Origin of the sequence: Oscillibacter sp. GMB15532, assembly GCF_041020825.1 — a bacterium.
Classification (GTDB): Bacteria; Bacillota; Clostridia; order Oscillospirales; family Oscillospiraceae; genus Oscillibacter.
This window is the reverse complement of sequence record NZ_JBEVTO010000006.1, coordinates 180,808-206,138: the sequence shown is the minus strand read 5'-3', so window position 1 is coordinate 206,138 and position 25,331 is coordinate 180,808. Positions and strand designations below refer to the sequence as shown.

18 protein-coding genes are annotated in these 25,331 nt (G+C 56.5%); 12 read left to right on the top strand and 6 right to left on the bottom strand.

What is annotated here, in order from left to right:
* The first annotated feature begins 3 nt into the window (after window positions 1–3).
* The 4 genes from ABVS15_RS09150 (at window position 4) to ABVS15_RS09135 (ending at window position 5,450) form a co-directional block, all read left to right on the top strand.
* Window positions 4–1,443, top strand: coding sequence for an MBOAT family protein (locus ABVS15_RS09150; protein ID WP_369283425.1), 1,440 nt, complete (start codon window positions 4–6; stop codon window positions 1,441–1,443).
* 10 nt (window positions 1,444–1,453) lie between these two features.
* Window positions 1,454–2,494: a hypothetical protein gene (locus tag ABVS15_RS09145; protein WP_369283424.1), complete on the top strand. Its 1,041-nt coding sequence runs from the start codon at window positions 1,454–1,456 to the stop codon at window positions 2,492–2,494.
* A gap of 48 nt (window positions 2,495–2,542) precedes the next feature.
* Window positions 2,543–4,354 (top strand): translation elongation factor 4, encoded by a 1,812-nt coding sequence (lepA, locus tag ABVS15_RS09140; protein ID WP_369283423.1) that lies wholly within the window; start codon window positions 2,543–2,545, stop codon window positions 4,352–4,354.
* A gap of 415 nt (window positions 4,355–4,769) precedes the next feature.
* On the top strand, window positions 4,770–5,450 hold the full coding sequence (locus tag ABVS15_RS09135) for a TIGR00266 family protein (RefSeq protein ID WP_369283422.1): 681 nt from the start codon (window positions 4,770–4,772) through the stop codon (window positions 5,448–5,450).
* A gap of 76 nt (window positions 5,451–5,526) precedes the next feature.
* Here the strand turns inward: ABVS15_RS09135 and ABVS15_RS09130 are convergent, their stop codons facing one another.
* Complete coding sequence (locus ABVS15_RS09130; RefSeq protein ID WP_369283421.1) at window positions 5,527–6,420, bottom strand: LysR family transcriptional regulator; 894 nt, start codon at window positions 6,418–6,420, stop codon at window positions 5,527–5,529.
* A gap of 181 nt (window positions 6,421–6,601) precedes the next feature.
* Between ABVS15_RS09130 and argC the strand changes: the two genes are divergently transcribed.
* The 7 genes from argC to ABVS15_RS09095 all read left to right on the top strand — a co-directional run bounded on the left by argC (window position 6,602) and on the right by ABVS15_RS09095 (window position 16,435).
* A complete protein-coding gene (argC, locus tag ABVS15_RS09125; protein WP_369283420.1) occupies window positions 6,602–7,675 on the top strand; it encodes an N-acetyl-gamma-glutamyl-phosphate reductase in 1,074 nt (357 codons plus the stop codon).
* 46 nt (window positions 7,676–7,721) lie between these two features.
* Window positions 7,722–8,942, top strand: a complete 1,221-nt coding sequence (argJ, locus tag ABVS15_RS09120; RefSeq protein WP_369283419.1) for a bifunctional glutamate N-acetyltransferase/amino-acid acetyltransferase ArgJ — start codon at window positions 7,722–7,724, stop codon at window positions 8,940–8,942.
* 11 nt (window positions 8,943–8,953) lie between these two features.
* The gene (argB, locus tag ABVS15_RS09115; RefSeq protein ID WP_369283418.1) at window positions 8,954–9,826 is read left to right on the top strand and encodes an acetylglutamate kinase; all 873 of its coding nucleotides are present in this window, start codon (window positions 8,954–8,956) and stop codon (window positions 9,824–9,826) included.
* Window positions 9,827–9,866: 40 nt separating this feature from the next.
* Window positions 9,867–11,090, top strand: coding sequence for an aspartate aminotransferase family protein (locus ABVS15_RS09110; RefSeq protein ID WP_369283417.1), 1,224 nt, complete (start codon window positions 9,867–9,869; stop codon window positions 11,088–11,090).
* 284 nt (window positions 11,091–11,374) lie between these two features.
* Window positions 11,375–12,796, top strand: a complete 1,422-nt coding sequence (nhaC, locus tag ABVS15_RS09105; RefSeq protein ID WP_369283416.1) for a Na+/H+ antiporter NhaC — start codon at window positions 11,375–11,377, stop codon at window positions 12,794–12,796.
* A 28-nt stretch (window positions 12,797–12,824) separates the two neighbouring features.
* Window positions 12,825–13,925, top strand: coding sequence for an alanine racemase (locus tag ABVS15_RS09100; protein ID WP_369283415.1), 1,101 nt, complete (start codon window positions 12,825–12,827; stop codon window positions 13,923–13,925).
* Between the two features lie 719 nt (window positions 13,926–14,644).
* The gene (locus tag ABVS15_RS09095) at window positions 14,645–16,435 is read left to right on the top strand and encodes a methyl-accepting chemotaxis protein (protein ID WP_369283414.1); all 1,791 of its coding nucleotides are present in this window, start codon (window positions 14,645–14,647) and stop codon (window positions 16,433–16,435) included.
* 226 nt (window positions 16,436–16,661) lie between these two features.
* Here the strand turns inward: ABVS15_RS09095 and ppdK are convergent, their stop codons facing one another.
* A complete protein-coding gene (gene ppdK / locus ABVS15_RS09090) occupies window positions 16,662–19,295 on the bottom strand; it encodes a pyruvate, phosphate dikinase (protein ID WP_369283413.1) in 2,634 nt (877 codons plus the stop codon).
* 286 nt (window positions 19,296–19,581) lie between these two features.
* Here ppdK and ABVS15_RS09085 point away from each other — a divergent pair, with 286 nt between their 5' ends.
* The gene (locus ABVS15_RS09085; RefSeq protein ID WP_369283412.1) at window positions 19,582–21,462 is read left to right on the top strand and encodes a CvpA family protein; all 1,881 of its coding nucleotides are present in this window, start codon (window positions 19,582–19,584) and stop codon (window positions 21,460–21,462) included.
* A gap of 90 nt (window positions 21,463–21,552) precedes the next feature.
* Here ABVS15_RS09085 and ABVS15_RS09080 read toward each other — a convergent pair whose 3' ends face one another.
* The 4 genes from ABVS15_RS09080 to ABVS15_RS09065 form a co-directional block, all read right to left on the bottom strand.
* The gene (locus ABVS15_RS09080; protein ID WP_369283411.1) at window positions 21,553–24,003 is read right to left on the bottom strand and encodes an ATP-dependent Clp protease ATP-binding subunit; all 2,451 of its coding nucleotides are present in this window, start codon (window positions 24,001–24,003) and stop codon (window positions 21,553–21,555) included.
* Between the two features lie 32 nt (window positions 24,004–24,035).
* Complete coding sequence (locus tag ABVS15_RS09075; protein WP_369283410.1) at window positions 24,036–24,545, bottom strand: UvrB/UvrC motif-containing protein; 510 nt, start codon at window positions 24,543–24,545, stop codon at window positions 24,036–24,038.
* A gap of 91 nt (window positions 24,546–24,636) precedes the next feature.
* On the bottom strand, window positions 24,637–25,092 hold the full coding sequence (locus ABVS15_RS09070; protein ID WP_369283409.1) for a CtsR family transcriptional regulator: 456 nt from the start codon (window positions 25,090–25,092) through the stop codon (window positions 24,637–24,639).
* The gene (locus tag ABVS15_RS09065) at window positions 25,043–25,258 is read right to left on the bottom strand and encodes a hypothetical protein (protein WP_369283408.1); all 216 of its coding nucleotides are present in this window, start codon (window positions 25,256–25,258) and stop codon (window positions 25,043–25,045) included. Before ABVS15_RS09065 ends, ABVS15_RS09070 begins: the two co-directional genes overlap by 50 nt.
* Window positions 25,259–25,331 lie beyond the last annotated feature (73 nt).

Sequence of the window (25,331 nt, the reverse complement as noted above, 5' to 3'; positions counted from 1 at the left end):
GAAATGGGGTTTCAATCTCTGTCTTTTCTGCTGCTTCTGGCGCTGACGGCGGTTCTCTGCCCTCTGGCGGCGAAAAAAAGCAGACCGGCCGGAATCGCGCTGTTCACGTTTTTTTCCGTGATATTCTACCTGTGGGGGCTGGGCATCCACGCCATGCTCGGTCTTGCCGTGCTGGCATTGGGAAGCCTTGTGACCTTTGCCGCCGCGCGGACTTCCCTATCCGGGCCGGAAAAGCCGAAAAAGCGGGTACTGCTCACAGCGGCGGCGTGGCACATCGCGGTGTTGCTGGGTTTTAAGTATCTGGGGTTTTTTACCGGCGGGGCTGTTTCTTTAGGCTGGGCGCCTTTGGGCCTGAGCTTTTTTACTTTCCAGCAGCTATGGTTTTTAAAGGAGGTCGGCACCCGACAATTTTCCCTTTCGGAACCCGCGCGGCTGCGGGGTGACGAGTTCGCGCTGTTCTCCCTGTTCTTCCCCACCGTGTCCTCCGGCCCCATTCTACGCCCGGATGGTTTTTTTCCCCAGCTTCGGAGCGAAAACTTTCTCCGTCCCGACTGGGACGACCGGGCGGCGGGCCTGTATGCCTTTTCCCTTGGCATGGCGAAAAAGGTGCTGCTGGCGGACTCTCTGGGCGCAGTGGTCAACGGCGGCTACGCGCATTTGGACGGGCTGACCGCCCACGGCGCATGGCTTGTCATCTTGGGCTATACCCTGCAACTGTATTTTGACTTCTCCGGGTATTGCGACATTGCCACAGGAGCGACCCGGCTGCTTGGCCTGCGTCTTCCCATAAACTTCGACTCGCCCTATCGCTCCTTGAGCGTGGGAGAGTTTTGGAAACGGTGGCACATCACGCTGACCACATTTTTGCGGGAGTGCCTGTACTTTCCTCTGGGGGGCAGCCGCCGGGGCGAAATGCGGACCTACGGCAACATTCTGCTGGTGTTTCTTGTCAGCGGCTTCTGGCACGGGGCGGGCTGGACGTTTCTCTTCTGGGGTCTGCTCCACGGCCTTGCGCAGGTTGCCGAGCGAGCCGCCGGGGTGAGGCTTACCCGCCTGCCCAAGACTTTGCGCTGGGCGGGGACGTTTTTATTTGTCAATCTGGCATGGGTTTTTTTCCGAGCCCCCTCTCTGGCGGCGGCGGCTTCCCTTTTACGAAGTGCATTTTCCGGTGGCGCGGGAATCCCCGCGTTCCTGACGGAAAATCTGCTCCCCTCGGAGACGACAGCCCTTTCCGCACTGGGGCTTGGCCCAAGCGCGGGCAATCTGCTGCTGGCGGCGGTGTTTTTCATCGCATTGCTTGCCGCACTGAAGCCGGGAAATACCGTCCGCAGGATGGACACCTTCCGGCCCACCGGGTTGCGGTGCGCCGTGTGCTGCATCCTTTTGGCGTGGGCAGCCCTGTCGTTTTCCGGAGTAACGACATTTATCTATGCGAATTTTTGAGGAGGGCGCTGTGAAAAATGCAAAAAAGCGCTGGGCCGTTGGGCTTTTGGCCGGCTTTTTGTCCATTCTATTTTTCTGCGCCGGAACGGTGCGGGCAGTGGACCCTTTTTTCCACTACCGTGCCCCGGACCCGGAGGGAGAGGTCTGGTTTGACGAGCGCTATCAGGCGGCGGGCCTTTTGCGAAGCCAAAGCTATGAAACAGTGCTGATGGGCACGTCCCTTGCCGCCAATTACCGCCCCTTCTGGTTCGACGTGTTTTATGATACCTCCACCGTCAAGGTGACCTTTCCCAACGGCGGATTCCACGAGTTTACACAGGCGCTGGACTACGCCTATGCGCGGCAGGACGTGAAGCGGGTGATTTTTGGTCTGGACCCCAACATTTTGGCCCGTCCTGCATCGGACGCGCCGGATCAGCTTCCTGCCTATCTCTATGACGACAACCCGTGGAACGACGCCGAGTATCTTTTCAGCAAGGATGTCTTGCTTCGCGCCGTCTACGCCGCGGGAGAAAAGACGCAGGGGCAGACGCTCCCCTTACAGGACGCGTTCATGTGGGACGGCAGCCTGTATTTCAGCCGGGAGCTGGCCCTTGGCAGCTACGAGCGGCCTGAAATTGCGGACACGCCCCTCCCTGCGGACGCGTTTTTAAAGGACTGCGACAAAAATCTCATGGTGGTGACAAGCTGGCTGGAGGCCCATCCCGATACGCAGTTTGTTTTTTTCCTCTCGCCGTACAGCATTCTCTATTGGGACAAAATGCAGCGCCTTGGGGAAACCGAGGCGGTGTTCTCCCTGCTGCGCCGCACGGCGGAGACGCTGCTCCCCTATGACAATGCAGACCTCCAATGCTTTTTGACCGACACGGACACCATCTGCGATCTTGAAAACTACGCCGACCACATCCATGTGGCAGGCCGGGTGACCTATGCCATGTCTCAGGCCATGCCCGGGGACGAATACCGCCTGACGGAGGAGAATTACCGCGAGAGGCTGGACGCGCTCCACGCCTTTGTGGTAAACTACGACTACGAAAAAATCTTCGCGTAAATTGCGCCGCAACCCCTGTGGGGCAGGCGCCAAGGAGGCTTTCCATATATGACCGACCAGTCTCATATCCGCAACTTTTCCATCATCGCCCACATCGACCACGGCAAATCCACTTTGGCCGACCGGCTGCTTGAAAAATGCGAGGCCGTCTCCGCCCGGGAGATGTCCAGCCAGCTTCTGGACAACATGGATTTGGAGCGAGAGCGGGGCATCACCATCAAGGCCCGGGCTGTGAAGCTGAATTACAAGGCCAACGACGGCGAGGTTTACGAGCTGAACCTTATCGACACCCCGGGCCATGTGGACTTCAACTACGAGGTTTCCCGCTCCCTTGCCGCCTGCGAAGGCGCCGTTCTGGTGGTGGACTCCACGCAGGGCGTGGAGGCCCAGACCCTTGCCAACACCTACCTTGCCATGGAGCACAATCTGGAAATTCTACCGGTGTTCAACAAAATCGACCTGCCCGCCGCCGACCCCAAAAAGGCGAAGCAGGAGGTGGAGGACATTATCGGCCTGCCCGCCATGGACGCGCCGGAGATTTCAGCGAAAATGGGCATTAACATTGACGCGGTGCTGGAGGACGTGGTGAAAAACGTCCCCGCTCCCAAGGGGGACCGGGCCGCACCGCTGAAGGCTTTGATTTTTGACAGCCAGTACGACGCCTACCGGGGCGTGGTGGTCTATCTGCGCGTGATGGACGGAACCCTCCGCCCGGGAATGCAGGTGAAAATGATGGCCTCCGGCGCGGTGTACGGCATCGTGGAATGCGGCCATCTGCTGCCCCTGGGGCTGGAGCCCTGCGACACGCTGGAGGCCGGCGAGGTGGGCTATTTCACCGCCAGCATCAAAAATGTGAAGGACACCCGGGTGGGCGACACGGTGACGGGTGCAGAGCGCCCCGCAGCAGAGCCGCTCCCCGGCTATCGGCCCGCCCAAGCCATGGTTTACTGCGGCATCTACACCGAGGACGGGTCTGAGTACCCCGACCTGCGGGATGCCCTTGACAAGCTCAAGCTGAACGACGCGTCCCTTTCCTTTGAACCGGAGTCCTCTGCGGCGCTGGGCTTTGGCTTCCGATGCGGCTTTTTGGGAATGCTGCACATGGAGGTGATTCAGGAACGGCTGGAACGGGAATTTGACCTGGATTTGGTGACTACCCTTCCCTCTGTTATCTATCACGTGACGAAAACCGACGGGACGGAGCTTACCGTGGACAATCCTCATAACTACCCCGACCCCGCCGCTATTCTGGACGCGCAGGAGCCTTATGTGAAGGTGTCCATCATCAGCCCCAACGAGTATGTGGGCAACATCATGCCCATGTGCCAGAACCGGCGGGGAGAGTTCAAGGACATGCAATATCTGGACACAAATCTGGTGGAACTGCATTATCAAATGCCGCTCAACGAGATCATCTACGACTTTTTTGACACCCTGAAAGCCAACACCAAGGGCTATGCCTCGCTGGACTACGAGCTTTCCGGCTACCGGCCCAGCGACCTTGTAAAGGTGGATCTGCTGCTCAACGGCGACCATGTGGATGCTTTGTCCTTCATCGCCCACCGGGACAAGGCCTATCCCCGGGCACGGCGGCTGTGTGAAAAACTGAAGGACAACATTCCCCGCCAGCTTTTTGAAATCCCTATTCAGGCCGCCATCGGCGGCCGGGTCATTGCCCGGGAGACGGTGAAGGCCATGCGCAAGGACGTACTTGCCAAGTGTTACGGCGGCGACATCACCCGAAAGAAAAAGCTGCTGGAAAAGCAGAAGGAGGGCAAAAAGAAAATGCGCTCTCTGGGCACCGTTCAGGTCCCCACCGAGGCATTTCTGGCCGTTCTCAAGCTGGACGGAGACGAATAAGGTGTTCCTCCATAGCGCAGCACCCCAAACGCAGGGGCTTACAGTGGTTTTCTTTTGAACCGCATCGTGGTAAAAAATACACAATAATAGTATAATTTATCATAGCAAATTTTAAAGCCTTCTCTTTTACGAAGCACAAATATTGAATTTTTGTCTTTGTATAAGGGAATTTATTAAATATCACAAAAGAAGGCGCGATTTTTCGCAAAAATATTATACACGATTGATTGAATATTTTCACGAAATATATTGACGTGAGCAATGGAATAGCGGATAATACGGATTAAAATAAAAGTAAACCCTTAAGGGCCTGCACGCGGGTTTTACTTGATTATCCGCCCCAGAAGGACAGCGGTAAAGGTCACGCCCCGGTTGGAGGCACCTGCCGCCGAATCAAATGTAGAAGGAGCGAATTATGGAATACAAAATTGAAGGACAGACCCTGCCCGTGGTCATCTGCCAGCTCAATTCGGGAGAAAGCATGATTACCGAGCGGGGCAGCATGAGCTGGATGAGCCCCAACATGCAGATGGAAACCACCTCCAACGGCGGAATGGGTAAGGCGCTGGGCCGGATGTTTGCGGGAGAGGGCATGTTTCAAAACCGCTATACCGCCAAGGGCGGCCCCGGAATGATTGCCTTTGCCTCCAGCTTTCCCGGCGACATCCGGGTATTTGAAATCGGGCCGGGCCGGGAGCTGGTGCTGCAAAAGAGCGGCTTTCTGGCAAGCGAAGAAAGCGTGGAGCTGTCGGTGTTTTTCCGCAAGAAGCTGGGCGCAGGCCTGTTCGGCGGCGAGGGCTTCATTATGCAGAAGCTGTCGGGCCGGGGCATTGTCTTTGCCGAGTTTGACGGGCATGTGATGGAATACGATCTGGCGGCAGGCCAGTCTATTGTAGTTGACACGGGCTATCTTGCCGCCATGGACGCCACCTGCTCCATGGATATCCAGACTGTTCCCGGTGTGAAAAACGCCATTTTCGGCGGCGAAGGCCTGTTCAACACAGTGGTCACCGGGCCGGGCCGCGTCTATTTGCAGACCATGCCCATCAGCAACGTGGCCGGCGTCATCGGGCGTTTTATTCCCTCCGGGAGTTAAGATTTTATTTTCGGGCGGAGCATATTAAAAAAAGCGGCGGGAAGCGGGTCTTCCCGCATTCCGCCACTTTTACTCTTTAGTTCATTCCCTCGAGAAAGGCAGACTTTTTCATGCAGAACACCACGTGCTCCAAAAACAGGGATGTAACCGCCGAGGGCGTGACATCCCGCTTGAGGGCGATGCCTACCTCCCGAAACTGGGTGATATCCATAGGCAGGCGAACAATATTGTAGCGGTTGGGCCGCAGAATCAAATCATGCACAATGCTCATACCCAGGCCGCACTCCACCATAGACAGCAGCGCAAAGTCGCTGGTCACCTCATAGATGGTTTTGGGTGAGGCCCTGAGATGGTCCAAAAATTGGGTGATTTCATAATCCTGCACCTCTTTGAGGTTTACAAAGCTCTCCTCCGGCAGACGGCTGACGGGAAAGCAGGGCTCGTCGGCCATGGGATGCTCCTGGGGAAGCACGGCCACCAGAGAATCCTGAAAGAGGTAGGTAGCCTCAAATTCTCCCGCGGCGGGCATAGCCAGAAAGCCACAGTCGATCATGCCCCGGCGCAGCCACTCGGAAACGTCGCTGTATTCCCCCGTGAAGAGCTGAATCTGGATATTGGGATATTTCTCATGAAACAGGCGCAGGACCGACGGCAGCACGCTGGTGGACAGGCTTGTAAAGCAGCCCACCCGCAAAAGCCCGGAGTGAACTCCATGGAGCTCCGAAACCGCAAAATTCAAATCCCTGTAATTCCTGACGATTTCCTGAAGCTTCGGCAAAAGATTTTGACCCTCCGAGGTGATCTCGATGCCTGAGCGGTTGCGGGTCAGCAGCGTCACCTGCCACAGATCTTCCAAATCCGCAATCATTTTGCTCACGGCGGACTGCGTATAGCCCAAATCATTTGCCGCCTGCGTGATGCTGCCGGTTTCAATGGTCCGCAGATAGGCGATGTATTTCCGAATACTCATGAAAAATTTTCCAACTCCCTTTTACATTCCAAATCAGAATGTTATGTAAAAAAATAATTCGCTTTCTTATTTCTTCATTAAACTATACAATACATGCTAGGGGATTTCAACAGTTAGCTGTGCCAATTCCCAAATTAAAGCTGTTTTTTCGGCTTTGGCAAGATAAAAAGGAGGAAGTGTCATGGTTCGCTATTCGTTCATCGGCGCCACGGGTTATGTCTGTGGGGAGCTTCTTAGGATGATGGTCAATCATCCCGAGGGGGAGCTTGTCAACGTACTGGATACCTTTGGGGTGGGCAGCAAAATTCAGGAATCTCATCCCGCTCTGCGCGGCTTTTATGACAAGGACATCATGGAGCTGACGGAGGAAAATGTACGTCTTACTGCCCGGGAGAGCGACGTTGTGTTTATTGTTGTCCCCTCCGGCGAAGTGGTTCAGTTTGCTAAAATTGTTTTGGGCGAGGGCAAGAAGCTCATCGATATCGGCGCAGATATCCGCTTCCGGGACGCAGAGGTCTGGAACAAGTGGTACAGCGCGGAGCATCCCGATCCCGAAATGACCCGGGAGGCCGTTTACTGCATTCCCGAGGTCATGCGCGATCTGGCCCGGGGCAAAAACCTGATTGCGAACCCCGGCTGCTATCCCACTGCCTCCACACTGGGGCTTCAGCCCATGCTGAAGGCGGGCCATATTGTGGAAAACACCATTGTGATCGACGCCAAGAGCGGTTATACCGGCGCAGGCCGCCGCCCGGGGCTGAACAAGCTGCTCACCGAGGCGGAGAATAACTTCTGCGCATACAGCCTGGCTGCATCCCACCGCCACACCCCCGAAATTGAGCAGAATATCGCCTACATTACCGGCCGGGACACCATGAAGCCGGAAACCTGGCAGTACATTAACTTCCAGCCCCACCTCCTGCCTCAGGTCCGCGGCATCGAGGTCACCATTTACGCCACGCTGGACCGGGACTATACCAACGACGAGCTCTATCAGATGTATTCAGAGTTTTACAAGGACGAGCCGTTTGTCATGGTCTTCCCTGCCAGCCAGCCCGTGCAGACCAAGTGGGTCTACGGCACGAACCTGTGCGCCATGACCCCCGTGTATGACGCGCGGACCCATCGCCTGATTGTCAGCTCCGTCATCGACAACATCGGTAAGGGCGCGGCAGGTCAGGCCATCCAGAACATGAACCTCATCATGGGCCTGCCGGAAACCACCGGCCTTCTGGTCCCCCCCATGTATCCATAATTTTTTAGGTTTGCTTCCCATTCATATTCAGAGAGGAGTCATGCATATGGCATATCAAGTGATTCAGGGTGGAGTGACCGCTCCAAAGGGCTTTACGGCCGGAGCTGTTTACGCGGGGATCAAGAGCCGCAAAAAAGAAAAGCCCGACGTGGCCGTTTTGTACTCCGAGCAGCCCTGCGCCTGCGCGGCCTGCTTTACCACCAACAAGTTCTGCGCCGCCCCGGTGATTCTGGGCCGGGAGATTCTTAAAAAGGGAAAGGCCCGCGCCATCGTCATCAACAGCGGCAACGCCAATGCCGCCACCGGCGAGCAGGGCATCCGGGACGCAAAACTGGTGGAAACGGAGACGGAAAAGCTTCTGGGCCTTGGCGAAGACGAGGTGTTTGTCTGCTCTACCGGTGTCATCGGGCAGCGCCTGCCTGTGGATAAGGTGCTGGACGGCGTGCGCCGCGTGGTGCCCAACCTGTCTGCCGATAAGGGGACCGAGGCTGCCTGGGCCATCATGACGACCGACACCATGCGCAAGGAATCCGCCTATGAGCTCACCCTCTCCGGCGGCACCATCCGCATCGGCGCCATGGCCAAGGGCTCCGGCATGATTCACCCCAACATGGCCACCATGCTGGCCTATGTCACCACCGATGCCAAGGCTGACTCCGCAGATTTGCAGAAAATGCTCTCCGCTGCGGTGGACAAGAGCTTTAATATGTGCACGGTGGACGGAGACACCTCCACCAACGACTCCATTTTCCTGCTGGCCAACGGGGCCTCCGGCGTGGAAATCAAAACGGAGGAGGACAAGGCGGCTCTGGCGGCTCTGGTTGAGTACATCTGCATCGACATTGCCCGGCGCATTGCCTCCGACGGAGAGGGTGCCACCCACCTCATTGAGGTGGAGTCCTACGGCCTGCCCACTGAGCACGACGCGCGGCTGGTGGCCAAGTCCATCGCGGGCTCCATGCTGTTCAAGGCCGCCGTCTTCGGACGGGACGCCAACTGGGGCCGCATTATGGCCGCCGCCGGCTATTCCGGCGCAGACGTGGACCCCACCCGGGCAGACTGCATCATCAAGAGCGCCGCCGGCGAGGTGCAGGTGATGAAGGATGGCTTCGGCACCGATTTCAGCGAGGAAAAGGCCAAGGAAATCCTCACCGAGCATGATATCACCATCATTGTTCGCTTCTATCAGGGCGACGGGCAGGCCAAGGCCTGGGGCTGCGATTTGACCTATGACTATGTGAAGATCAACGGCGACTATCGCTCTTAAGGAGGGGACGTATGACCAACATCGCAAGCAAGGTGGAAACCTTGATGGAGGCGATGCCCTACCTGCAAAAATATGCCGGTAAAATCGTCGTCATCAAATACGGCGGCAACGCCATGATCAACGAAGAGCTGAAGGACGCCGTGCTGCACGACGTGGTGATGCTTAAGCTCTTGGGCCTGAAGCCCGTGCTGAGCCACGGCGGCGGCCCCGGCATCAACAAAATGCTGGAGACGCTGAACATCCCCGTGGAGTTTATCGGCGGCCTGCGCTACACCTCCGAGGACATTATGCGGGTGGTAGAGATGGTGCTGGTGGGTCAGGTAAACACGGAGCTGGTGGGCTTTATCAATAAGCTTGGCGGCAAGGCCGTGGGCCTGTCCGGCGTCAGCGGGGACATCTATCACTGCCACAAGCGCAGCGAGGAGCTGGGCTTTGTGGGCGACATTGATTACGTGGACCCCACCTCCATTCTCGCCATGCTGGACGCAGGCTTTATCCCCGTGGTTGCTCCCGTGGGGACCGACGGGCAGGGGCACACCTACAATATCAACGGCGACACCGCCGCAGGCAAGCTTGCCAGCGCGCTGGGCGCGGAAAAGCTGGTGCTGCTGACGGACATTGAAGGCCTTTGCAACGACATCAAGCTGCGGGACGTTATCAGCTATCTCAACACCAAAGACGTTCAGATGCTCAAGGATCGGGGAACCATCGCTGGCGGCATGATTCCCAAGGTGGACTGCTGTGTGCAGGCCATTGAAGAGGGCGTCGGCAGCGTGCACATCATCGACGGGCGCAAGCCCCACAGTATCCTGTACGAGGCCTTTACTGACGAGGGCATCGGCACCACCGTGGGGACGGAGCGGCCCAGCGCGGGCATTAAATAATCAAAATAATATTTCAGATAACTACAAGGAGGGAACCACCATGATTGAGCTCTACAAGTCCAACGCGGAGGTCATCGAGGCCGGTGACAAGTATTTGTACGGCAATCACGTCCGTATGCCCATCTCCATGGAGCGGGGCGAGGGCGCCTATGTCTTTGACAAGGATGGCAACAAATATCTGGACTTTGTGGGCGGCATTGCCGTCAACGGTCTGGGCCACTGCCATCCCGCCATTGCAAAGTGCCTGCGGGAGCGGGCAGAGACGATTCTGCACTGCTCCAACTATTTTTACAACGAGCCCGCCGTGCAGACCGCCAAGCTGATTGTTGAGAACAGCTGCTTTGACAAGGTGATGTTTGCCAACTCCGGCGCGGAGGCCAACGAGGGCCAGATCAAGCTGGCCCGCAAGTTTGCCAAGGACCACGGCCATCCCGAGCGCTTCGTGGTTATCACCATGAAGAACTCCTTCCACGGCCGCACACTGGCCACCGCCACCGCCACCGGCCAGTATGCCGTCCATCGCTTCTTCGAGCCCCTGCCCACCGGCTTCCGCTATGCCGAGTTCAACAATTTGAACTCCGTGAAGGATCTGATGGACGAGTATGTTTGCGGCATCCTCACCGAGCCCGTGCAGGGCGAGGGCGGCGTTCGTCCCGCTTCTCAGGAGTTTTTGCAGGGCCTGCGGGACCTGTGCGACGAGAAGGGCATCTTGCTGATGTTCGACGAGGTGCAGGTTGGCTCCGGCCGCACCGGCAAGCTGTTTGCCCATCAGAACTACGGCGTGGAGCCCGATACCTGCTCCATGGCCAAGGCGCTGGGCTCCGGCGTTCCCATCGGCGCGGTCTGCGCCCGTGGCGAAACCACCCAGACCCTCACTCCCGGTACCCACGGCTCCACCTTTGCCGGAGGCCCCCTGGCCTGCGCTCTGGCTGCCACCACGCTGGACGTGATGCTCAATGAGGGCGTCATCGACCACTGCGCAAAGGTGGGTGAATACTTCCGCCAGCAGATGCGGGACGTGATCGCCGCCAAGCATCCCACCGCCGTGAAGGAAATCCGTGGTCTCGGCCTGATTGACGGCATCGAGCTGAATCAGCCCTCCGGTCAGCCGGTGGTGGACCTGTGCTTCAAGGACAGCAACGTTCTGATCAACAACACCAACGGGAACGTGCTTCGTTTCGTGCCTCCCCTGATTGTCACCGAGGCGGAGATTGACATTGTAATCAAGGCCGTGGACGACGCCATGACCAAGCTGGGCTGGTAAAGCCCTTCCCCCGGCAGCCCCTCTTCTCCGCAGGCCGCTTTATCGGCGCGGGGAAGAGGTCAGCTCCGGTCTGTTAGCGCCCGAACCCCTGCATGAGTGGTTTTCGGAGAGAAAAGGGCGGCATGCCTGCAAATGTCGGTTATTTCATCGAAGAGAAGAACTCACCAATTACCGTAAAAGCATACCTCTGAACGAATACATTGGCGATCAACAGAAATCGAAATGAAAAGTGAAGAAAGGTTGGTAAAACGATGAGTGGAGAAAACAAGGTAAGAGAACCCAGAATGCCGAAACTGTGGGAGGCCCTGCTGACCATGCTGTTCCTGGTGATCGTTCTGGCGGTTGGCATTGTTGTCTACGGAGTGGACCCCCACGTTCCCATGTTCATCGGCGTGATCGGCGCCGCTCTGATGTCGCTGTATCTTGGCTACAAGTGGGAGGACATTGAAAAGTCCATGATGGACGGCATTTACAAAGCGTTGCAGTCCATTATTATTCTGGTCATCATCGGCATTCTGATCGGCGTGTGGATTGACTCGGGCGTTGTGCCCTCCATGATCTACTACGGTCTGATGGTTCTCAAGCCCAGCATCTTCTTTATCGCAGCACTGCTGATTTGCTCCGTCACCTCCCTGGCTACCGGCACCTCCTGGGGTACCATGGGTACCATGGGCGTGGCCCTGATGGGCATTGGCATGGGCCTTGGTATGGACCCCGGCATGACCGCGGGCGCGGTCATTTCCGGTGCATACTTCGGCGACAAGATGTCTCCCCTGTCCGACACCACGAACCTGGCCCCCGCCATGGCCGGCACCGACGTGATGACTCACGTCAAATTTATGATTCTGCCCACCGCCGTGGTCTACGTAGTCTGTCTTGTGGTATATGGCGTCCTGGGCTTTACCCAATATCACGGCGGCGAAGCCGATCTGAGCCAGGTGCAGATTCTCTCCGATGCACTGGGCGGACTGTTCCATGTCAGCCCGATTCTACTGCTGCCCCCCGTGATCGTCATTGTGGCGGTGGCCTGCAAGGTTCCCGCCATTCCCGGCATCACTCTGGGCATTCTTTCCGGCGCCATCTGCGGCCTGATTTTCCAGCCGGACTGCACCCTGGGCACCCTCTTTTCCTGCGGCATGGGCGGCTATGAGTGCAACACCGGCGTAGAGTCCATCGACAATCTGCTTACCAGCGGCGGCCTGATCAACATGATGTTCTCCGTCTCCATGACCATTATCGCCATGATGTTCGGCGGCATTATGGAGTATACGCACCAGTTGGAGGTCATTGTCAACAAGCTGAAAGCGCTTGCCAAAACTCCGGCCTCTCTGGTCACCCTCACCGAGGCCACCTGCATCATTTCCAACGCCACCATGCCCGAGCAGTACATCTCCATTGTGGTTCCCGGCCGGATGTATGCCGAGGAATACCGGAAGATGGGCATGCACCCCAAGGCACTGTCCAACGCTCTGGAGGGCGCGGGCACCGTTACCTCCGCTCTGATTCCGTGGAATACCTGCGGCGTGTTCATTGTGAGCACACTAGGCGTGGGTGTGGCCCAGTATGGCGTCTACTCCGTGTTTAACTGGCTGATGCCCATTGTCGTGGTCATCATGGCTTATATGGGCCTGACCACCTGCGATATGGACGGTGTCCGTCTTGCCACCAAAAAGCGGCGCGCCAAATTGGAAAAGGCCGCTAAGTAATTGAAACGAACAGTAGAGGAACAGAATTATGTCTGCAAACCAAATTCGCTATCCCCTGTTGGAGATTGATTTGGATAAATTGCAGGAGAATCTGGCAGCGCTCATCGAGCGCTGCCAGGATTCCTGTGTGGAGGTCGCCGGCGTTGTCAAGGGCGCCACGGCGCTTCCAAAAGTGGCGCGGGTATTTGCCCGCAGCGGCGTGCGATTTGTGGCCACCTCCCGCATCGATCAGCTCCGCGACCTGCGCGCCGCCGGAATTGACGCGCCGCTGATGCTGATTCGCGTTCCCATGCTCTCAGAGGCAGAGGACGCGGTGGCCCTGAGCGACGCCAGCCTGCAAAGCGAGATTACCGTGATCCGTGCCATGAACGCCGCGGCAAAACGGCAGGGTAAAATTCATCAGGTTTTGCTGATGATTGACCTTGGCGATTTGCGGGAGGGCTTTTGGGATGCGGAGGAAGTGGTGGATGCGGCTTTGGAAATCGAAAACAGCCTTAAAAATCTGCATCTGATCGGCGTGGGCGTCAACCTCAGCTGCTATGGCTCCGTAAAGCCCAACTCCAGAAATATGCAGGGGCTGGTTTCTCTGGCGGCGGACGTGGAAAAAGCCATCGGCCGCCCTCTGGAGTACGTCAGCGGCGGTGCGTCCACCTCCATGTACATGGTTCTGAACGGGACCATGCCCTGCCGCATGAATCTGCTCCGTCTGGGGGAAATTGTCCTCACCGGACAGATTTACGGGTGCAGCCCGGACTTTACCCACAAGGACGTATTTACCCTCAAAGCAGAGGTCGTGGAATGCCGGGACAAGCCCAGCTTCCCAGTGGGAGAGCTGACGGTGGACGCCTTCGGCAAAATTGCAAGCTACGAGGACCGGGGCATCCGGCGGCGGGCCCTGGTGGCCCTTGGCCGGGTGGATTACGGTGATTTTGCCGACATCAGGCCCCGACTTCCCGGGGTAGAAATTTTAGGTGCCTCTTCAGACCACACCATTTTGGATGTGGAGGATGTAAAGGACAAAATTAAGGTAGGCGACGTATTGGAATTTGACGTGGGCTACCCCTCCCTGGTGTATTTGACCAACACAAAAAGCGTGGAAATCGTCTATCTGGGCGGAGAGCCGCGTTAAGCTCCGCAATCATCTCCCTTGAATGCTCCGGCAGGGCCTCCATTTTCGGAGGCTCTGCCGATTTTTTGCAAAATTTGGCTGTCTGGTTGAATCGGAGTTGCAATTTACGGATGGAACTGGCAGCCTACCGAAACCGCACGCCTTGTGACAATGTCAAAAACATTGCCTGTTGAAAAAGCTCCTCAGTATTCTTAATCCACATTTATCCGCATTTTTATCAAAAATCTTTAAATATCCCTAACCAAAATACCTCAAAATCATCGCACAGCCTCCAAATTTTTAAAATAAAAAACCTGCAATTTATGCAGGTCACCAACTTTTTCGTTATTTGTTTAACGTTTATTTTTTTAAATCGCAATTTTCAGCATTATATATGGTGTTTCCTTGTAAAACCCACTGATATTGTTGTATTGACAATTAACATTTAAAAGCATATGATACATTTTGTTTTGATTTTTGAATATTAAATATTGTTTTGTAACGTTTTTACATGAAGCATGGTTGCTGCTTATTATCTTGTTTTAAAACTTTTACCAGTTTCTTAAACCCTGTTAATAACGGAGATTGATGCAATACCCGCTATTTTCATTTTGTTAAACGGCAACCCTTGCCTTCTTGGAAGCACTCTGGCAAAAAGTCTCCCCTTTTCCGCAAAGCAAAAAGAGCTTGACACTATAAACACAAAAAATATAACAACTTTGGCTATGGAGGACATGTTTATGAGAAATTTAAAGATTTCCAGAAAATTAACCCTTGGATTCGGAACCGTTTTTGCTCTGCTGATTATTTCAACCGTCATTTCCCTGTTTAGTCTGAATACCTTGTATTCGCAGATTACCCGATATCAGGACGATGCGCTTCCAAACACCGTAAATGTCTGGACGCTGCGCAGATATAACATATCCCTGCAACGGTATATGACGCTGACATTCCTGACTGACGATGCAACCAAGAAGCAAGAATATATGGACAAAATTGCATCCGAGCAGGCGGGACTTGACGCGGTGCTTGTGGATTTCAAGGCTGCCTCCGGTGCAAGCGAGGAAACCTTAGCGAGCCTTGATCAGATTATGGAAAAAAACGCGACCTACCAGCAGGTACTGCTTTCTTATGCAAAGCGCGGCACTGCCGATTCGTTAGAGCAGGGCAAACAACTATTGATTGACGAGTATATTCCCAACGCCTCACAAGTTGGGGATGTTGTAAACGAGGTCGCGGAAACCATCAACACCCGCATGAGTGAGCTTAACGCGCAGGCCGCGCGGACAAGAATGATTTCACTGGCTGTTCTTGCTGGCTCGGCGCTTTTTTCACTGTTTTTCTGCATTATTGTAACTGTTGCAATTACCAGATCGATTGCACGGCCTATAAAGGAAATTGAGGGCGTATACAAAGAGATCGAAAAAGGCAATATGCGCGCGCAGGTTACTTATAAGAGCAAGGATGAGCTTGGCCGTATGGCTGACAGCATTCGGAGTGCGAATGGAAAAATTCTGTCGTACATACAGGACATCGGAGCCAAGCTGGAACTTCTCGCGGATGGGGACATGAGAATACAGGTCGATTTGGACTATGAAGGTGATTTTGCGCCGATCAAGCAAAGCTTTGCATCAACCGCCGTATCCCTCAACAACGTGCTTTCCGCCATTAACGAGGCTTCAAATCAGGTTGACACAGGCGCAGGACAGGTTTCCAGCGGAGCGCAGGCTCTGGCGGCGGGAACAACGGAGCAGGCTGCAACCGTGGAAGAGTTGAACTCCTCTATCTCCAGCGTCTCTCAGTTGGCCGAAAGCAATGCCCTCAGCGTGAAAAAAGCCTCTGAATACGTTAGTCAGGTTGGTGAGAGTACCACAGTCAGCAACGAGTATATGCAGCGGCTTAACACCGTCATGAAAGAGATTGGTGACTCCTCCCAGCAGATTTCAAAGATTACAAAGCTGGTGGAAGACATCGCATTCCAGACAAACATTCTTTCCCTAAATGCCGCTGTCGAAGCCGCCCGTGCGGGAAGCGCCGGCAAGGGTTTCGCCGTTGTCGCCGACGAGGTTAGAAACCTCGCGGCCAAATCCGCCGAGGCCGCGCAGCAAACCGCCGACCTGATTGAAAAATCCGTATCCACGGTGGCAGAAGGCGAAAAGCTGGCAGCGGATACCCTTGCGCGTCTGGCCGACGTTTCCGGAAAAGCCGATTTGGTCGTGCAGGCAATGCAGGAAATAGAACGCGCTTCCTCTGAGCAGGCGGCCTCCATTGAGCAGGTCAGTGAGGGACTGACGCAGGTTTCCACCGTTGTTCAGACGAATGCGGCCACCGCGGAGGAAAGCTCCGCCTCCAGTGAGGAGCTGGCCGCGCAGGCACAGGCTTTGCAGCGCGAAATTGCAAAATTTAAGCTGGAGGAGGATGCCAGCGCCGCAAAGCTCCCCTCCTCCAATGAACCGGAGACGTGCACTGAGGCGGTCGAGACTGTTCCGGAATCCCGGACATTGATTACCGCAGGCACGGGAAAATATTAAACACCGTTTTTTGAAGCTGCACCACGGACCGTGGTGCAGTTTTCTGTACATTCATGGCTTTTTCAGGCACGGCGGTCGCGGATGGGCACGCCCATCACGGCACAACACAGCCTCATCAGAAGAGCGCAGCCCCTTTCGGCATTTCCAAATAAAAAGCACCCCTTAATTTCTGTTGAAATCAAGGGGTGCTTTTGTCTGCTTATAGAGCCTTCAAATCAAAAAAGCTTTATTTTCTGGGAGCTTTGATAGCGGCCTGCGCGGCGGCAAGGCGAGCGATGGGCACACGGAAGGGGGAGCAGGACACATAGTCCAACCCCACGTTGTGGCAGAACTCCACGGAGGTGGGGTCGCCGCCGTGCTCGCCGCAGATGCCAAGGTGCAGATTGGAGCGGGTCTGGCGGCCCAACTTCACGGCCATCTCTACCAGCTTGCCTACGCCCGTCTGATCCAGATGGGCAAACGGATCGGACTCGTAAATCTTCTTCTCGTAATAGGCGTTCAGGAACTTGCCCGCGTCGTCCCGGCTGAAGCCGAAGGTCATCTGGGTCAGGTCGTTGGTGCCGAAGGAGAAGAAGTCGGCCTCCTTGGCAACCTCGTCGGCGGTGAGAGCGGCCCGGGGGATCTCAATCATGGTGCCGACCTCGTATTTCATATCGACGCCGGACTCCTTGATGATCCTGTCGGCCACGGCCACTACGATCTCGCGGACGTATTTCAGCTCCTTCACCTCGCCGATCAGAGGAATCATGATGTTGGGGGTAATGCTGTACACGCCCTTCTTGGTGACGGCGATGGCGGCGTTGATGACAGCGGTGGTCTGCATCTCGGCAATCTCCGGATAGGAAACGGCCAGACGGCAGCCGCGATGGCCCATCATGGGGTTAAATTCATGGAGGCTCTCAATAACGTTTTTCAGCTTCTCCACGGTGATGCCCAGCTCCCCGGCAATCTCCTGAATGTCGGACTCCTTGGTGGGCAGGAACTCATGCAGAGGGGGATCCAGGAAGCGGATGATTACCGGGCAGCCCTCCATGGCTTCGTAAATGCCCTCAAAGTCGCTCTGCTGATAGGGCAGAAGCTGCGCAAGAGCCTTGCGGCGCTCCTCTTCCGTCTCAGCCACGATCATCTCCCGCATGGCCTTGATGCGCGCGCCCTCGAAGAACATATGCTCCGTGCGGCAAAGGCCAATGCCCTCCGCGCCAAAGCCGCGGCCCTGGGCAGCGTCTCTGGGCGTGTCGGCGTTGGTATAAACGCCCATCTGGCGGTATTCGTCGGCCCAGCCCATCAGGCGGCCGAAATAGCCGGAGTTGGGGTCGGCGGGGATGGTGCCCACGGCCTCGCCGTAGATATTGCCGGTAGAGCCGTCCAAAGAAATCCATGTTCCCTCGGAATAGGCCTTGCCGCCCAGCTCAAACTGCTTTTTCTCATAGCTCACCACGATTTCGCCGCAGCCGGACACGCAGCAGGTGCCCATGCCCCGGGCCACCACGGCGGCGTGAGAGGTCATGCCGCCCCGGACGGTGAGAATGCCCTGCGCAACCTGCATGCCCTCGATGTCCTCGGGAGAAGTCTCCAGCCGGACCAGAATGACCTTTTCGCCCCGGTCGGACCATTCCTTGGCGTCCTCGGCGGTGAAGACCACGCGGCCGCAGGCAGCGCCGGGAGAGGCGGCCAGACCCTTGCCGATGACGGCGGCCTTTTTCAGAGCCTCCGGGTCAAACTGGGGGTGCAAAAGCGCGTCCAGCTGCTTGGGGTCGACGCGCAAAACGGCTTCCTTCTCGGTAATCATGCCCTCGTCCACCAGATCCACGGCCACCTTCAGGGCGGCGGCGGCGGTGCGCTTGCCGTTACGGGTCTGGAGCATATAGAGCTTGCGGTCCTGAATGGTGAACTCCATATCCTGCATATCGCGGTAATGCGCTTCCAGCTTGTTGGCAATCTGGGCAAACTCCTCGTAAACCTCGGGCATCTCGTCTTTCAGCTTGCTGATGGGAGAGGGGGTACGCACACCAGCCACCACATCCTCGCCCTGGGCGTTGATGAGGTACTCGCCGAATAGGGCCTTTTCGCCGGTGGCGGGGTTACGGGTGAAGGCCACGCCGGTACCGGAGTTGTTGCCGGTGTTGCCGAAAACCATAGACTGGACGTTGACAGCGGTGCCCCAGTCGTAGGGAATCTCGTTCATCCGGCGATAGAAGTTGGCCCGGGGATTGTCCCAGGACCGGAACACGGCCTTCACGGACTCCATCAGCTGGACCTTGGGGTCCTGCGGGAAGTCCTCGCCCTTTTCCTTCTTGTAGAATTCCTTGAACTTAACGGACAGCGCCTTCATATCCTCGGCATCCAGCTCCAGATCCTCTGACACGCCCTTTTGGGCCTTCATCTCGTCAATGATTTCCTCGAAGCGCTTCTTGCTCAGCTCCATCACCACGTCGGAGAACATCTGGATGAACCGGCGATAGGAGTCGTACGCAAAGCGGGGATTGCCGGTCTTCTTGGCAAAGCCCTCCACGGCCACGTCGTTCAGGCCCAGATTCAAAATGGTGTCCATCATGCCGGGCATGGAGGCCCGGGCGCCGGAGCGGACGGAAACCAGCAGCGGGTCGCTGGGATCGCCGAATTTCTTGCCAGCGTACCCCTCCAGCCAGGCCATGCATTCCTCGATCTCAGCCTGAATGCCGGCGTTGATCTGGCGGCCGTCGGTATAATACTGGGTGCAGGCCTCAGTTGTGATGGTGAAGCCCTGAGGGACGGGCATCCCGGCCAGAGTCATCTCAGCCAGGTTCGCGCCCTTGCCGCCCAGCAGCTCGCGCATGTCCTTATTGCCCTCGGAAAATTTGTAGACATATTTTTTTGCCATGTGTTTTTCCTCCGTCTTAGAATTGCCCTGCGGCAGGGAAAGCCAGTAAACGATTGCCTCAAGAATTGAATAGATTCATTATATAGGGATATAGAGGAAAAGACAAGTCACAATTCAATCAGAGGACCAATGGAGCGCAAAATTTGCGGTGGAATTTTTGTGTAGTTTCTACAACTCCAAAGAAATACCGGCCCTAAGAATAGAACAGGTTGATTTATTTATATATTTGACATACAATAGAATAAACTGTAAAATAGGCAAAAATTACGAGGAGGGCCAACAAAATATGCCTTTTCACATCAATTTTACACCCGGAAACGGCTTTGACCCCAGCGGCTTCGGGGGCTTCGGCGGACCTCAGGGCAGCGGGAACGAGGCCACTCCCCCGCCGCCCAGACGGCCAAAAAAGGAACGTGCACCCCGCAAGTCCGTGGGCAACCGGTTTACGCGTGTGCTGCTCAATCTGCTGGTGACGCTGGTGGTTGGACTGGTTTACTTTTATGTGAATCTGCCCGCGCTGAACTTCCAAAGTCAGGAATTCTATGTGTTTTTATTCCTGCTGTGCGCGATATACTGCGGCTGCGCCGTGCTCACCTCCGGGTTTCAGGGAGACGGGGCCAAAGGCTACTTCCATTTTGTAAAAAAGCAGTGCACCATCCCCTTTTCTCTGGCGCTGGCCATGATTATCGTGACGGCGGTGGGCTCCCTCGCGGGCTGGGTGGTCATTCGCGCCAAGAGTTACAGCGAACTGCTTCCGATTGAGACGGGGGACTTTGCCCAGGATGTGGACGAGATCTCCTATGATCAGATTCCCATGCTGGATGCGGACTCCGCCGCGCTGCTGGGCAACCGAAAGCTTGGCGAACTGGCGGACATGGTTTCCCAGTTTGAGATTCTCAGCACCTATACCCAGATTAACTACCGGGGCCGCCCCGTCCGTGTTACCTCTCTGGCCTACGGCGATCTGATTAAATGGTTTACCAACCGGGCACAGGGTCTTCCGGCCTATATCATCATTGACATGGTGACGCAGGACGCGGATGTAATCCGGCTTCCCGAGGGGATGAAATACACCGTGGCGGAGCACTTCAACCGCAACCTTAACCGGCACCTGCGGTTCCAGTTCCCCACCATGATGTTCGACACGCCGGTGTTCGAGATTGACGAAGAGGGTGTTCCCTATTGGGTCAGCGCCCGCATCGTGAAAACCATCGGTTTGTTTGGCGGCGTGGATATCCATGGCGCGGTGCTTACCAACGCCATTACCGGCGAAAGCACGTATTACGAGGATGTTCCCACATGGGTGGACCGGGTGTACAACAGCGATCTGGTGATGCAGCAGTACGACTATTACGGAAGCTATCACAGCGGCTTTTTTAACTCCATCTTCGGGCAGCGCAACGTAACGCAGACCACCGACGGCTATAACTATATCGCCATCGGAGACGACGTATATATGTACACCGGCGTTACCTCTGTCACCTCCGACGAATCCATTATCGGCTTTTTACTGTGCAACCAGCGGACCAAGGAGACGCATTTCTACTCTATCGCTGGGGCCACGGAGTATTCCGCCCGGGGCTCCGCCCAGAGCAAGGTCCAGCAGATGAACTATAATGCAACTTTCCCCCTGCTTTTGAACATTGCCGAGCAGCCCACCTATTTCATGGCACTGAAGGGGGCGGACGGTCTGGTTAAAATGTACGCCATGGTCAACGTCCAGCAGTATCAGATCGTGGCCACCGGGTCCACTCTTGCGGAATGCGAAATCAACTACCGTACGGCTCTGGCGGACAACAAGCTGATTGACGGCAATCAGGCGGAGGTAGTCCCCTCCGATCAGCAGGAAATTTCAGGCGTTCTGGCGGAAATCCGTTCGGCGGTGATGGACGGAAACAGCTATTACTTCCTGCGTCTGGAGGGTGCGGACACGTTTTACGCTGTCAGCGCGGCGAAAAATCCTCTGGCGGTGATTCTCAACGTGGGCGACCGGGTGCGCGTCACCTATACCGCCGGCAGCGAGGGCAGCATCCTCACGGCGGGCAGCGTGACGGCGGAGGGCAAAGCCGCTGAGTCGATTCTGCCGCCCGCGCAGCCGGACCCTTCGGAACCTGATCCGGCCCAGACGGAGCAGACGCCCGCCGACGACGCGCAAGCCTCCGTTTAAGAAATTACTCGCATGTCCGGGACATGCACAGGGCTAACAAAAAGCGGGGGACGGTCGCATGACCGTCCCCCGCTTTTGCAGGTTGATATTTTACTTGTGCACGCAAAGCTTTTCGTCCGTATAGCTGAGATGGGCCGTGTCGCCGGATTTCAGCCCTCCGCTGAGCAGCTGCTCCGCCACGGCGTCCTCCACCTTGCTCTGAATGGCCCGGCGCAGAGGCCGCGCGCCATATTTGGGATCGAATCCCTCCTTGGCAAGGGCCTCCACCGCCGCGTCGTCGGCCTCCAGTTTCACACCCATGGCGGACATGCGCTTTTCGGTGGCCTTCAGCATCCGGCGGGCAATTTCGGTGATGTCCCCCTGTGTCAGGCGATGGAAGACAATGATGTCGTCAATCCGGTTCAAAAATTCGGGACGGAAGGTGCGCCGCAGCTCATCCAGCACCAGTTCGCGGGCCTTTTCATAGGCCCCCGCCTCATCGTTCACAGCCGCGCCGCTGTCAAAGCCCAGCCGGTTTCCCGCCGAGGTAATGCTTGATGCGCCCACGTTGCTGGTCATGACGATGACGGTGTTTTTAAAGTCCACGGTGCGACCCTGAGAATCGGTAATACGCCCGTCTTCAAGGATTTGCAAAAGGATATTCCACACATCCTCGTGGGCCTTTTCAATCTCGTCGAACAGCACCACGGAATAGGGCTTTCTGCGAACCTTTTCCGTCAGCTGGCCGCCCTCCTCGTGCCCCACATAGCCGGGGGGAGAGCCGATCAGGCGGGAGACGGTGTGCCGCTCCATATATTCGGACATATCAATGCGGATCATGGCCTTTTCGTCGCCGAACATGGACTCTGCCAGTGCCTTGCTCAGCTCAGTTTTGCCAACGCCCGTGGGGCCGAGGAACAGGAAGGAACCGATGGGCCGCTTGGGGTCCTTCAATCCTACCCGGCTCCGGCGGATGGCTCTTGCCACAGCCGCCACAGCCTCGCTCTGGCCCACCACCCGCTGGTGGAGTTCGTCCTCCATCCGCAGCAGTCGGGCGCCTTCGTCCTCCGTCAGGCGGGTGACGGGGATTCCCGTCCACTCCGCCACCACGGCGGCCACATCCTCCGCCCGCACGGGACGGTGAGAGGAATTGTTCCGACGGCGTTTGTCCCGCTCCATCTCCGCCTGCTCCTGATAATTTTTTTCGATATCCCGGAGCTGGGCGGCCTTTTCATAGTCCTGCGCTGCCACGGCGGCAGTTTTGTCCTTTTGCAGGGCCGCAATTTTCTCTTCCAGGCTTTTCAGCTCTTCGGAGGGTTCTTCTTCCTCCATCCGTACCCGGGAGGAGGCCTCGTCCATCAGGTCGATGGCTTTGTCGGGCAGGAATCGGTCGTTGATATACCGGGAGGACAGCTCCACCGCGGCGGAGAGGGCCTCGTCGGTAATTTTCAGCTTGTGGTGCTGCTCATACCGCTTGCGCAGACCCTTGAGAATTTCAAGACTGGCCTCCTGCGTAGGCTCACCCACCTGAACAGGCTGGAACCGCCGCTCCAAAGCCGCGTCCTTTTCAATATACTGGCGGTACTCATTCAGGGTGGTAGCGCCAAGGCAGCGGATTTCACCGCGGCCCAGCGCAGGCTTGATAATGTTGGCCGCGTCCACTGCACCCTCGGCGCTGCCAGCGCCCACAATGGTGTGCAGCTCGTCGATGAAGAGGATGACGTCGCCGTCCCGTTTCACCTCGTCCAGCGCCTTTTTGATGCGCTCTTCAAACTCGCCCCGGTATTTGGTTCCGGCCACCATGCCGGAGAGGTCCAGCGACAGGACCCGCTTATCCAGCAGCTCGTCGGGTACGTCACCCAGCGCAATTTTCCGGGCCAGCCCCTCGGCGATGGCAGTTTTGCCAACGCCCGGCTCGCCGATCAGGACGGGGTTGTTCTTGGTCCGGCGGGACAGTATTTGAATCACTCTTTGAATCTCCGCGTCCCTGCCGATCACCGGGTCCAGCTTTCCGGCCCGGGCATTTGCGGTCAGGTCCCGGGTAAACTCCCGCAGGGTTTTATCCTGATTTTCGTCACGGACGCCTCCGGCAGGCCGGGTTCCCTCCCGGCCCTGTGCCCGGGGAGCCTCGTTCATCTTCTGCATCAGGGCGGTATAAAGCTGCTTTGCGTCCAGCCCGGCGGTTCGCAGGATACGCACCGCCATGTTGTTTCCTTCCCGCAGAAGGCCGGCCAGCAAATGGGCGGTACCCACGAAGTTATAGCCGCCTCTGGCTGCATCCTCCACGGCCAGCTCCACCACCCGCTTAGCGCGGGGGGTAAGTCCCTGGGCGGGGTTGCCGCCGGGCAGCCCCGCGCCCACGCTCTTTTTGATAATCTCCACAATTATGCCGTCCGTCAGTCCGGCGGTTTCCAACACACCGTGGGCCGTGCCATTGGGTTCTCTTAAAAGGCCCAGCAGGAGATGCTCGGTTCCCACATAGCCGTGGCCCAGCTCGCCTGCCGCTTCCTGTCCCAGCCGCAGAGCCTCTTCGGCTCTGGGGCTGAATCTCGTCTCATTCATTGTTTTTCTCCCCTTTCAAAGGAACGTCCTTGTTATTCCGCCTTGGGCGGCGCCTGATCCTTGGCAGGCTCATGGTCCTGCGGTTTTTCCTGTTCCAGCCCCCGAATCTGGTCCCGGAGCTGGGCGGCCTTTTCAAAGTCCTCCCGCAGCACGGCGGCTCTCTGCTCCAGACGCAGGGCGTTCAACTGGCGCATTTTTGCAAAATACGCCTGCTCCTTTTCCTCTACCAGCGGCTTTTCCCGAACCTCCTGCTGCTGTGCGGGAGCTGCGCCCAGCGCGGGCATTTGACGGAAGAAATCGTCAAAAATATCCTCCCCGAAAAGGGACGGTCCCAGCAGCGAGGACCGGGGACTGAAGAAGCTGTCCAGCAGTCCGCCGCCGAAAAAGCTCTGCATCATTCTGCGGTTATGCGCCGCCACGGCCTGGGTATAGCCCAGCTTTTCGGCGCACTCGCTGCAAAGATGCACCTTTTCCACTTGCCCGTTCACGTTGCTTTCATAAACGAAGTTGACTTCATTCTTTCCACAATGTTCGCATTTCATAATTGTTTCCTCCTCAAGTCTATATAAATTATCATTAAAAACAGTTTGTACTGTGCGCCGACCTTACATCCCGGCGCTAGGATGAAAAAAATCACTCCACCTGATGAATCAAAACCTGCTTCATCATATCAGCCCGGATAGAATCCCGCGCTTCTCGGGGCACGGCCCCCAGCGCCCGGTCGTCCATACAGATCAGCAGCGTTTCGCCCACCCCGGCCTCCAGTGCTCCGGAGGACACCAGATTGCTCAAAATCGCCCTTGCCGAGGGAAAATCCAGCCGGTCGCCCACGGAATTAATCACATGCATCAGCAGCGTCTGCCGGTCCATCCGCACCCGGGTAATCCGGATATAGCCGTTGCCCCCCCGGCGGCTTTCCACAATGTAGCCGTGCTCGGGAGAAAACCGGGTACTCATTACGTAGTTGATCTGGCTTGGCACGCAGTTAAACCGCTGGGCCAGATCGCTTCTCTGCACCTCCAGCACTCCGCCGTCGGCCTCATTCAGGCTCTCTTGCAGGAAGCTTGCTATCAAATCGGAAATGCCCACTGAATCCGCCTCTTTCTCTTACGTTCATTTTTGCATAACGCTTTATATAAAGTTTGACTTTGACTTTCTTTAACCTTTGTTTGATACGTAGTATAGCACCGTCAGCAAAAATGTCAAGGGGAATTTTTGACTTTCTTTGACCAAATTGAAAAGAAATTGTGAACATCGGCCAATCTCCCTCAAAAGTTACGAAAAACGCAGTTATACATGACAAACCGCCTAAATTTCCAATATATTTT

What these genes read in the sequence shown, in the direction of transcription:
- lepA (WP_369283423.1), top strand. Translation starts at nt 2,543, where the DNA reads ATGACCGACCAGTCTCATATCCGCAACTTTTCCATCATCGCCCACATC.
- ABVS15_RS09095 (WP_369283414.1), top strand. Translation starts at nt 14,645, where the DNA reads ATGAGAAATTTAAAGATTTCCAGAAAATTAACCCTTGGATTCGGAACC.
- argB (WP_369283418.1), top strand. Translation starts at nt 8,954, where the DNA reads ATGACCAACATCGCAAGCAAGGTGGAAACCTTGATGGAGGCGATGCCC.
- ABVS15_RS09075 (WP_369283410.1), bottom strand. Translation starts at nt 24,545, where the DNA reads ATGAAATGCGAACATTGTGGAAAGAATGAAGTCAACTTCGTTTATGAA.
- argJ (WP_369283419.1), top strand. Translation starts at nt 7,722, where the DNA reads ATGGCATATCAAGTGATTCAGGGTGGAGTGACCGCTCCAAAGGGCTTT.
- ABVS15_RS09110 (WP_369283417.1), top strand. Translation starts at nt 9,867, where the DNA reads ATGATTGAGCTCTACAAGTCCAACGCGGAGGTCATCGAGGCCGGTGAC.
- ABVS15_RS09065 (WP_369283408.1), bottom strand. Translation starts at nt 25,258, where the DNA reads ATGTTCACAATTTCTTTTCAATTTGGTCAAAGAAAGTCAAAAATTCCC.
- ABVS15_RS09080 (WP_369283411.1), bottom strand. Translation starts at nt 24,003, where the DNA reads ATGAATGAGACGAGATTCAGCCCCAGAGCCGAAGAGGCTCTGCGGCTG.
- ABVS15_RS09130 (WP_369283421.1), bottom strand. Translation starts at nt 6,420, where the DNA reads ATGAGTATTCGGAAATACATCGCCTATCTGCGGACCATTGAAACCGGC.
- ABVS15_RS09150 (WP_369283425.1), top strand. Translation starts at nt 4, where the DNA reads ATGGGGTTTCAATCTCTGTCTTTTCTGCTGCTTCTGGCGCTGACGGCG.
- ABVS15_RS09135 (WP_369283422.1), top strand. Translation starts at nt 4,770, where the DNA reads ATGGAATACAAAATTGAAGGACAGACCCTGCCCGTGGTCATCTGCCAG.
- ABVS15_RS09100 (WP_369283415.1), top strand. Translation starts at nt 12,825, where the DNA reads ATGTCTGCAAACCAAATTCGCTATCCCCTGTTGGAGATTGATTTGGAT.
- ABVS15_RS09085 (WP_369283412.1), top strand. Translation starts at nt 19,582, where the DNA reads ATGCCTTTTCACATCAATTTTACACCCGGAAACGGCTTTGACCCCAGC.
- argC (WP_369283420.1), top strand. Translation starts at nt 6,602, where the DNA reads ATGGTTCGCTATTCGTTCATCGGCGCCACGGGTTATGTCTGTGGGGAG.
- ppdK (WP_369283413.1), bottom strand. Translation starts at nt 19,295, where the DNA reads ATGGCAAAAAAATATGTCTACAAATTTTCCGAGGGCAATAAGGACATG.
- nhaC (WP_369283416.1), top strand. Translation starts at nt 11,375, where the DNA reads ATGCCGAAACTGTGGGAGGCCCTGCTGACCATGCTGTTCCTGGTGATC.